The sequence below is a fragment of the Streptomyces sp. NPDC088252 genome, from assembly GCF_044740965.1.
In the GTDB taxonomy this organism is placed as follows: domain Bacteria; phylum Actinomycetota; class Actinomycetes; order Streptomycetales; family Streptomycetaceae; genus Streptomyces.
Genome location: NZ_JBIURS010000077.1, coordinates 1 through 1,039, shown reverse-complemented (window position 1 = coordinate 1,039; position 1,039 = coordinate 1). Strand labels below are relative to the sequence as shown.

The 1,039-nt window shown below is 74.1% G+C and carries 1 protein-coding gene; it reads right to left on the bottom strand.

Features of this window, described 5'->3' with window-relative positions; translation table 11 throughout:
- Positions 1–303: 303 nt before the first annotated feature.
- A complete protein-coding gene (locus ACIOHC_RS43855) occupies positions 304–915 on the bottom strand; it encodes a hypothetical protein (RefSeq protein WP_365694446.1) in 612 nt (203 codons plus the stop codon).
- Positions 916–1,039: the final 124 nt, after the last annotated feature.

The following is a 1,039-nucleotide window of genomic DNA, read 5'->3' as shown; positions in this document are numbered from 1 at the left end:
CCCCGGCCGTGACGGCCCGTTCGGCCGCTGGGACGACGATGCCCAGCTGTCCGGGGCGGACGGGGCCGACGCGGATGACCATGTCCCGCACGCCCGACGGGTGGAAGGTGAGCGCCGTCGACGCGCCGTACATTGCGACAGGGCGGTGCGCCGGCGGACGAGCCGTCGAGGGACCCGGCGGTAGCCGGGCCGACGGCGGTGCGGCAGGGTTGCCCAGGACGGCAGGGGGACATCCCGCGCGGAGGGGCTCGCGCAGGCCTTGTAGTTGGCGGCCGTGCCGGGGTCACCCGGTGACTCGTGCTGTCAGATGTCCCGGTGCAGGTACGTCACGAACGCGACGGCCAGGGCGGCCAGCGTCCATGCCAGCGTGACCGGCAAGGGCCGCGCCGCCACCGGGGCGAGGTCGGGCAGCACATCCGCCACGCCGGGGAACCGCGCGCGCAGCACGGGCCCGACGAACGTGAAGTACCCGACGAGCAGGGCGACCGTGCCGTGTGCGTGGCGCAGCAGGAGGCCAGCCGCCGAGGCCAGGAGGGCGGCCAGGGTCAGTCCCCCGGTCATGGCGGGAAGCGTGGTCGCGGCGATCGAGTGTCCGGATGCCAGGTGTGTGGCGGAGGCACAGCCGGCTGCGGCCGGGAGCGCCAGGGTGAGCAGGGCGGCCGTTGACGCGATGCGGTGCGGCAGGCGCCGGGGCATCGCCATCGCGGTGGTCCGGGCCTGTCCTCCGTCGTATTCCGAGGACACCGCGATGACGCCGAGCACCAGGAAGCCGATGCCGGTGTACGGGGCGGATCGTGGTCCGGCGACCGCGCCGAGTGCGGGCGAGAGGGCAAAGAGCACTGCCAGGGTGATCCACACGGCAGGCAGGCTCAGGAGCTTGGACAGCTCGGCGCGGTACGCCAGGCGCAGCCTCACGCGTCCCTCCGGCAGAACACCACGGCGGCCGGTGCGAGGACCGCCGTCACCCAGGCCACCGTGACGAGCCCTGCCGTGACCGGCGCGAAGTGCGCTCCCGTGGGCACGTCGCGCAGGAACATGT